Consider the following 7,765-nt stretch of genomic DNA (forward strand, 5'->3'; position numbering starts at 1 on the left):
TGCTCATAGTAAATTCCTTTTGATAAAATAATTAAAGATAAGGCAGTGGGTAAAGTAAGTTATTAACGATAATAATTATCATTTACATTGAAAGCTTTTGCAAGCTATTTGATAAAATAAATCACAGTTATTATGTAAACTTATATAAAGCAGCATTTACAAACGCTATAAATCAAAACAGTCGTACCATTATAAAGGGCAATAGAATGCGCAGTTATTTAGAGAATTCAAGCAAAAATTCGTTCGCTAAAAATGAGGCAAGTGCCCATAAACTGCTAAAAATCGTCAATGTTGCGGTGGCGGTCATTTATTATCAGCATCAGTATTTGCTCGGTTTTAGAAATGCATCGCAGCATCAAGGTAATCGTTATGAGTTTGTAGGCGGCAAGATAGATGCTAATGAAACCGCTCAGCAAGCGCTGATACGCGAAGTCGCTGAAGAGACGGGCATTGATATCGCAAATAATACTGCAGTGAAACTCGGTCGGCTGTATCATGACTATGGCGATAAGCAGGTATGTTTGCAGGTTTACAAGGTAGCACTAAGTGCGCAGCAGTATGAACAGCATAGACATTGCCAGCAGGGGTTGGAGGGTCAAGCATTAACTTGGGTGGATAAATCGAAGTTATTAGCAGGAGATTATCAACTGCCAGCCGCTAATAAAACCATTCTTGCATGGTTGCGCTTACCACAACAGATAGCAATTACTTATCCATTGGCACACTTTAACGACGCGGCTGATCCAGCAGCAGCTTGGCTACAGTTTCATGCAGCGCATTTGGCGCATGATGCTTGGGTTTATGTCCGTCCAAAAGCCATGGATGCAGATAATAATATAGCGCAGTTATTACGCTTGCGTGCAGATATACAGGCGATTGTACCAGCTGAATTTGAAAACGACCAAGTACATAAGCAAGCTATAAACCACCAAATCGTTGCAAAGCAGTTAACCCAAACGCAGCTTATGCAGGGGTCAAGTGATATTAATAACGATATTCACCAAAGCCAAAATGTAATTCACGACGATTTGTCTACAAACCATTTATTAAACTATCCATTAATCATTAGCTGCCACGACGCCCAAAGTATCGCTGCCGCTAATAAGTTGGCTCATAGACGTTTAGAGCAACAATTGCCGCCCGTTATCGGTATTTTTCTATCGCCAGTTTTAGCAACCCAAACTCATCCTGATACAGAGCCACTTGGCTGGCAAGCATGGTCAAAATTAGCAGAATTAGCCGATATGCCAGTGATTGGACTCGGTGGTCTATCGCCAGAAATGAGCGTAAAAGCAGAGCAGTATGGTGGTAGTGCCGTTGCTGGTATCCGACGATTTTTGCGGTAATTTTTAAGATGGTATTGATATTATTTTTGCGTATATGCGCAGCCAATAATAAGACCAAGCATGCAAGGAAAAGAGCAAATGTAGGGCTATATAAGAGTAGGGCTTAATAGGGGCAAATCACTGATTTTAAATCTATTTTTACACAAGGTAACTATGTATTGCTTATATGGCGTAAATACAGAATTACTTACAAACCGTTGCGTTTTCCTACATTGCTACACTATTTTGCTCAGCCCTTTGCCATTACTATAAACCTGCAAATTACCAAAGGGCGCAAAATCAGTTTGTTAAGGGCGATTCATCTAGCAACTTTTTATCTAATCACTTGCTGTCCAATCACTTCTTATTTATCGTGATTTTATTCATCGCAGCGCCACTTGAAGGTATAGTAAATATAAGTAATCCAGTATTTAATTTTCACTCATCTGTCTTTTATATTCAAAGTGATTGTTGAGAATTATTTATACTGAGTTAATCGCTATAAAATTTGATAAATGAAAATTTTAACTAACACTATTAATAAATGGTACTCCTATGAAAACCAATAAGTTACCTAAGTCAGCCTGGCCTGATTCGCAGGCAGCTGGTTCTCAATCACAGCGGACTAAATCAAGTCAGCACTACCTTGATAAAAATTATTTAAAAAAAGGTTATCGCAAGACAGATAATACGTCACAATCGAGTGATGCCAGCAATGACGCCAGCTATCACAACGATAGCGCCAACGACATGTCAGTAGACGATGTCGCTCTAAATACCTCGGCAACAGATAATGAATTTGGCTATAAGAAGAGTGGACAAAACGCGCCTATAGCCGCCACGCCTGCATTGATTCAGAAAAGCAATCACCGCCAAGATAAGGATAATACAAGTTTTAAAAGCACTCAAGTGCAAAGCCGCAGTTTTCAAGATAGCGGCGGATACAAAAAAGCGCCTGCTTATAAAAAAGTAAAAAAGACTACTGATATCAATAATACCGATATCAATATTGACGCTGCTGTAGACAGCTCAGCGAAAAGCTTAATTGAAAGTAATAACTTCAATAAGTCTATTACTGCTGAAACTGTTGATACAGACGACTTCAATGAAGATATGGGTTTACCAACAATACCAGAGCGTATATTTATGAATGGACTTATTAAGCATACAGGTATTGCCTTAGCCATTATTATCCCATTGGCTGCGTTCTCAGCCTATGCAGCAACGCCCGTCAATACCACGGCTAAAGCTGGGGTGACAGCGAACGCAACGACGGATAAAACCAGCACAGAAACCTTATCCATTAAGCCAAATGCAATTATCCATAAATCTGCTAGCGTGCCAACTACAGTTGATAGCGTTGATCTAAAAAAATACGCTGGTACTTGGTACGAGATAGGGCGCTTGCCGATGTATTTTCAGCGCAACTGTGCCAGTGATGTGACGGCGACGTATGTTGAAAAAACTGACGGTTCAGGCATTAAGGTGATTAATCAATGTAAAGCACAAGATGGTTCAGCCATTACTGCAGAAGGTTTAGCAAAACCCGCTGATGCTTCAGGTAGTAAATTAAAGGTTACTTTTTTACCGTCGTGGATTCGCTGGTTGCCTGTTGGCCGCGCTGATTATTGGGTGCTTGCTCGTGATGCAGATTACAAAACGGCATTGGTTGGCACGCCGGATAGAGAATATTTATGGTTACTAGCTCGTTCGCCAAATGTTAGCCAAGAAACTTATGCAAAATATCGCCAAATTGCCCAAAAGCAGGGCTACGACTTAAAAGAATTTAAACTTACCCCGCAGACCAATCAGACCGTAAAGTTGGTTCCTTAAGCTTTTTATCACTATGCATGGCATAACCATATAAGTATTTTATAATTATCCTATTTTTGCATAGGTTATTATTAATTGACAATAGAGCAGCAGTGCAAGCTGCCTTTATTTTTATCAAGCAACTTATAAAGCTATGAAAAACGCGATAAGTACGTCAAATTCGGTTATCACTAGCAAAATAGGGCGTTTTAGGCTAAAATCTACCTTATCTAAAGACGGTGACGATAAAGACTGTGGCGATAGTTGCTAATAGTTACTATTGCCAATTACTACTGCCAAAGTCGAGCATGACCGTTTTAATATCATTATTTAAGTAATGATGACCTATCTATTTATATTTCTTCTTACTTTACTGCTATCTAATTACTGACCAAAAGGATGTTTCTCGTGAGCAACGCTGATACCTTACGCCAATTACATCAAGACCATTTGAGCAATTATAACCAACAAGAGCAACAAGCCATTGAGCTTATGGGCTTATTAAATAAGCTTTATAATGAGCAAGATGTACAAGTGACATTGTTTGGTGATACGCTAGATACAACCTCTGTGGGTCAAATACTGGCATTGCATCAAAAAGTCGCGCTACGTGATAAAGGTGCTAAACCTATCGCTGTCGCGGATACTTTAGCGATGGTTAAAACGCTTGCAGAGAATAAAGACATCCAAGCGGCGCGTATCGATATTGGTCAATTAATTGCTAATGACAGTGATTTACAAGCGGCATTACAGTCTATTAAAAATGACAATGCAGCTAGCAATGGCGCAACAGACGTGGTGCTGTATGGTTTTGGCCGTATTGGTCGAATCTTAACGCGTCTTTTGTTGTCACAAGCGTCAAGCGCTAAAGGCTTACAGCTAAAAGCCATTGTGGTGCGTCCAGCAGCAGCGGGCGATTTGGCTAAGCGTGCTTCATTGCTGGAGCGCGATTCAATCCATGGTAGCTTCGCTGGTGGCGTCGTTGTCGATGATGAAAACAATGGTTTGATCATCAATGGTCGCTTTGTGCAAGTGATTTATGCCAAAGACCCAAGCGAGATTGACTATACGGCTTATGGTATCAACGATGCATTGGTCATCGATAATACTGGCATCTGGAAAGATGAAGACGGTCTTGGCAAGCATTTGCAATCGACTGGTGTGAAAAAAGTATTGCTAACGGCTCCAGCTGGTGGTGAGATTAAAAACGTCGTTTATGGCGTCAATAACGATACGGTCGGCGATGACACTATCGTTAGTGCAGCGAGCTGTACCACCAACGCGATTACCCCAACGCTCAAAGTTTTAAATGATGAGTACGGTATTGAGAATGGTCATGTTGAAACCATTCACTCGTTCACCAACGATCAAAACTTAATTGATAATTATCATAAAGCTGATCGCCGTGGTCGCAGTGCGGTATTGAATATGGTTATCACCAGCACTGGCGCAGCAAAAGCGGTTGGTAAAGCGCTACCAGAGCTTAGCGGTAAATTAACCGGTAATGCGATTCGTGTACCAACGCCAAACGTCAGCTTAGCGATTTTGAACTTAAACCTTAAAACGGCGCCAGCCAGTGCTGATGCGTTAAATGAGTTTATGCGTAAAGTGTCTAATAGCAGTCAGTGGCAAACTCAGATTGCTTATACAGATTCTACCGAAGCAGTATCGACTGATTTTGTTGGTGATACGCATGTCGGTATCGTCGATGCGCAAGCGACGATTTTGACAGACAATCATGCTATCGTTTATATTTGGTACGATAACGAAGTTGGCTATAGCACGCAGGTGTTACGTTTGGCCACGCAAATGGCTGGCATCAGCTATGCGCAAATTCCAGCGTAAAAATTTGCACAGCTGCTATCTTAGCCGTTTGTATTTAGATAAAATGCTAAGGCAAAATAGCGCGACGAAAGTAAGTTTTATCCTAGATAAATCGGTGTAAATTATTAACGGCAGTATTCAAACACCCGATAGTCCGAATGGTTATCGGGTGTTGTTGTCATGATAGATGCTAAGCGCGGTATGACATTTTAGTAAATGCCGTTTTAAAGAAGATTTTATATTTTTTAAGTTGTTCATAACTACCAACATATAGCTACCACCTAAAATACAGTCGCTGACTGTAAGTTGATAAACGAGATGGTAAATAAAGGAACGAAAGATGCGATTTATTGATGAAGCCGTCGTAACGGTAAAAGCAGGTGACGGTGGTAACGGAATCGCCAGTTTTCGCCGAGAAAAGTATGTCCCACGAGGTGGCCCTGACGGTGGTGATGGCGGTAAGGGCGGCGATGTCTATGTCATTGCCGATGACAATACCAACACCTTAGTTGACTACCGTTATACCCGTCGTTATGACGCCATGCGCGGTGAAAACGGTCATAGTAAGAACTGTTCGGGTAAAGGCTCTGACGATATTTATTTGCCAGTTCCAATTGGTACGACCGTAGTCGATACTGAAACTGACGAAGTATTAGGCGATTTGATTGAAATTGGTCAAACGCTATTGATTGCCAAAGGTGGCGACGGCGGTCTGGGTAATACCCATTTTAAAAGCTCAACCAACCAAGCACCGCGCAAAGCCACTTCAGGTTTTGAAGGCGAATTAAAGGTGCTGAAGTTTGAGCTAAAAGTAGTCGCTGACGTTGGTCTGATTGGTTTACCTAACGCGGGTAAATCAACCTTTATCCGTCAGGTATCTGCCGCCAAACCTAAGGTTGCCGATTATCCCTTTACCACCTTAGTGCCAAACTTAGGCGTGGTTGATATCGGTCGTCACCGCTCATTTGTGATGGCAGATATTCCGGGTTTAATCGAAGGCGCGTCAGAAGGCGCAGGACTTGGCATTCGTTTTTTAAAGCATGTCGCTCGTACACGCCGTCTGTTACACTTGGTTGATGTAAAACCGATCGATGGCAGCGACCCAGTAGAAAACGCGCGCGTGATTTTAAATGAGCTTGAGCGTTTTTCACCTGAATTGGCCAATTTGCCACAGATTTTGGTGCTAAATAAAATTGATCAGGTTGCCGAAGAAGACTTAAATGAGCTTTGTACCCATATCGTGGCTGAGCTTGGTTGGACAGGTATGGTATTTCGTACCGCAACCTTGACCGGCGAAGGCGTTGATGCGATTAAATACCATTTAATGAATGAGATTGAGCGCGAGCGTGAGCGTGAACTCGAAGATCCGATTTTTGCAGAAGCCCAAAAAGAGCGTTTTGAGCGCTTAGAAGCAGAAGTACGTTTGAATACTGAAGCGCAGCGTGAAGCCTATCGTGCGGCTCGTAAAGCAGCGCGTGAAGGTACCAATTTAGACGATGATGACGATTTCGACGATGGCGTCGAAGTGGTATACGTTCCTTAATATATCTGCGCTTAAATGTATCTGACTTTAAATATATTTAGGGTTAAATTGGCAAGCGTTTATTTTTCGTTTTTTAAATAGGTGTGCGTACAGTTTTTAATATAATCCACATAATTCATTTACCCTAGCAACAGGAGTTTATATGGCAGTTGACATAGAGAACACGACAGAAGAAGCAAGGTTTGTTAAGCAAGCTCGCAACTTTGATATTCGGCGCGTTATTGTCAAGATTGGCTCATCGCTATTAACCAATAATGGACGAGGGCTTGATCGAACTGCCATTTACGAATGGGCAAAACAGATTGCCAAACTGCATAAGCAAGGCGTGGAAGTATTGTTAGTGTCATCAGGTGCCGTCGCTGAAGGCGTGGTGCGGATGAATCTGGACGAGCGCCCAAGAAAACTGGCGGCGCTACAAGCTTGTGCGTCCATCGGGCAGATGGGCTTAATTGAAACCTGGTGGTCAGCACTAATTCAGCATGGTATTCAAAGCTCTCAACTATTATTAACTCATGATGATTTGTCTAATCGTAGTCGCTATTTAAATACCACGGGCGCATTGACGCAGTTATTAGAATGGCGCGTACTGCCCGTGATTAATGAAAACGATACCATTACCATCGACGAGATTAAGTTCGGCGATAATGACACCTTAGGCGCGATGGCAGCGGCGATGGTCAATGCCGATTTATATATTATTTTGACCGATCAAGAAGGCGTCTTTACTGATAATCCGCGTAATAATCCGAATGCTAAAATGATTCGCCAAGAGCGGGCGATGGCCGATTACTTATTTGATATCGCCGGTGACGGCGGCAAACTTGGTCGCGGTGGTATGCTGACCAAAATCCGTGCTGGACGCTTGGCTGCCATGGGCGGTTGTCCAACAGTTATCGTTAGCGGTGCTATCGACGATGTCATCACGCGGGTGGTATCTGGTGAAGCGGTCGGTACGTTATTGACTACTAATGATGCCGATAAAATCATTGCTCGTAAACAGTGGCTAGCGGCGCATTTGCGCATGTCAGGTACGCTTATTGTGGACGCTGGGGCTGCAAAAGCGGTTGTCGAACATCACAAGAGCTTATTGCCAGTTGGCGTCGTCGAGGTCCGCGGTGATTTTGATGAAGGTGATGTGGTAGAGATTGTCCATCAAGACACGGGCGAACGTATCGCTGTTGGTCAAGTGAACTTCTCATCGCGTGACGCCTGCCGTGTGGCTCGCGAGCGTACAGAGCAGTTTGATAGAATTCTTGGTAAC

Annotated in this window: 5 protein-coding genes; all 5 read left to right on the forward strand. The window is 42.6% G+C overall.

Features of this window, described 5'->3' with window-relative positions; all coding sequences use genetic code 11:
• Positions 1–206: 206 nt before the first annotated feature.
• Entirely contained in the window at positions 207–1,346 is a 1,140-nt protein-coding gene (locus tag V7D75_RS06325; protein ID WP_333613868.1) for an NUDIX domain-containing protein, read from the forward strand.
• 534 nt (positions 1,347–1,880) lie between these two features.
• Complete coding sequence (locus V7D75_RS06330) at positions 1,881–3,158, forward strand: lipocalin family protein (protein ID WP_333613869.1); 1,278 nt, start codon at positions 1,881–1,883, stop codon at positions 3,156–3,158.
• Positions 3,159–3,536: 378 nt separating this feature from the next.
• Positions 3,537–4,982 (forward strand): glyceraldehyde-3-phosphate dehydrogenase, encoded by a 1,446-nt coding sequence (locus V7D75_RS06335; protein WP_333613870.1) that lies wholly within the window; start codon positions 3,537–3,539, stop codon positions 4,980–4,982.
• Positions 4,983–5,301: 319 nt separating this feature from the next.
• Complete coding sequence (gene cgtA / locus V7D75_RS06340; RefSeq protein WP_068404524.1) at positions 5,302–6,504, forward strand: Obg family GTPase CgtA; 1,203 nt, start codon at positions 5,302–5,304, stop codon at positions 6,502–6,504.
• Between the two features lie 142 nt (positions 6,505–6,646).
• A partial coding sequence (proB, locus tag V7D75_RS06345) for a glutamate 5-kinase (RefSeq protein WP_333613871.1) occupies positions 6,647–7,765 on the forward strand: 1,119 nt, incomplete at its 3' end.

The organism is Psychrobacter sp., from assembly GCF_036731945.1.
In the GTDB taxonomy this organism is placed as follows: domain Bacteria; phylum Pseudomonadota; class Gammaproteobacteria; order Pseudomonadales; family Moraxellaceae; genus Psychrobacter.

What these genes read in the sequence shown, in the direction of transcription:
- V7D75_RS06325 (WP_333613868.1), top strand. Translation starts at nt 207, where the DNA reads ATGCGCAGTTATTTAGAGAATTCAAGCAAAAATTCGTTCGCTAAAAAT.
- V7D75_RS06330 (WP_333613869.1), top strand. Translation starts at nt 1,881, where the DNA reads ATGAAAACCAATAAGTTACCTAAGTCAGCCTGGCCTGATTCGCAGGCA.
- V7D75_RS06335 (WP_333613870.1), top strand. Translation starts at nt 3,537, where the DNA reads ATGTTTCTCGTGAGCAACGCTGATACCTTACGCCAATTACATCAAGAC.
- cgtA (WP_068404524.1), top strand. Translation starts at nt 5,302, where the DNA reads ATGCGATTTATTGATGAAGCCGTCGTAACGGTAAAAGCAGGTGACGGT.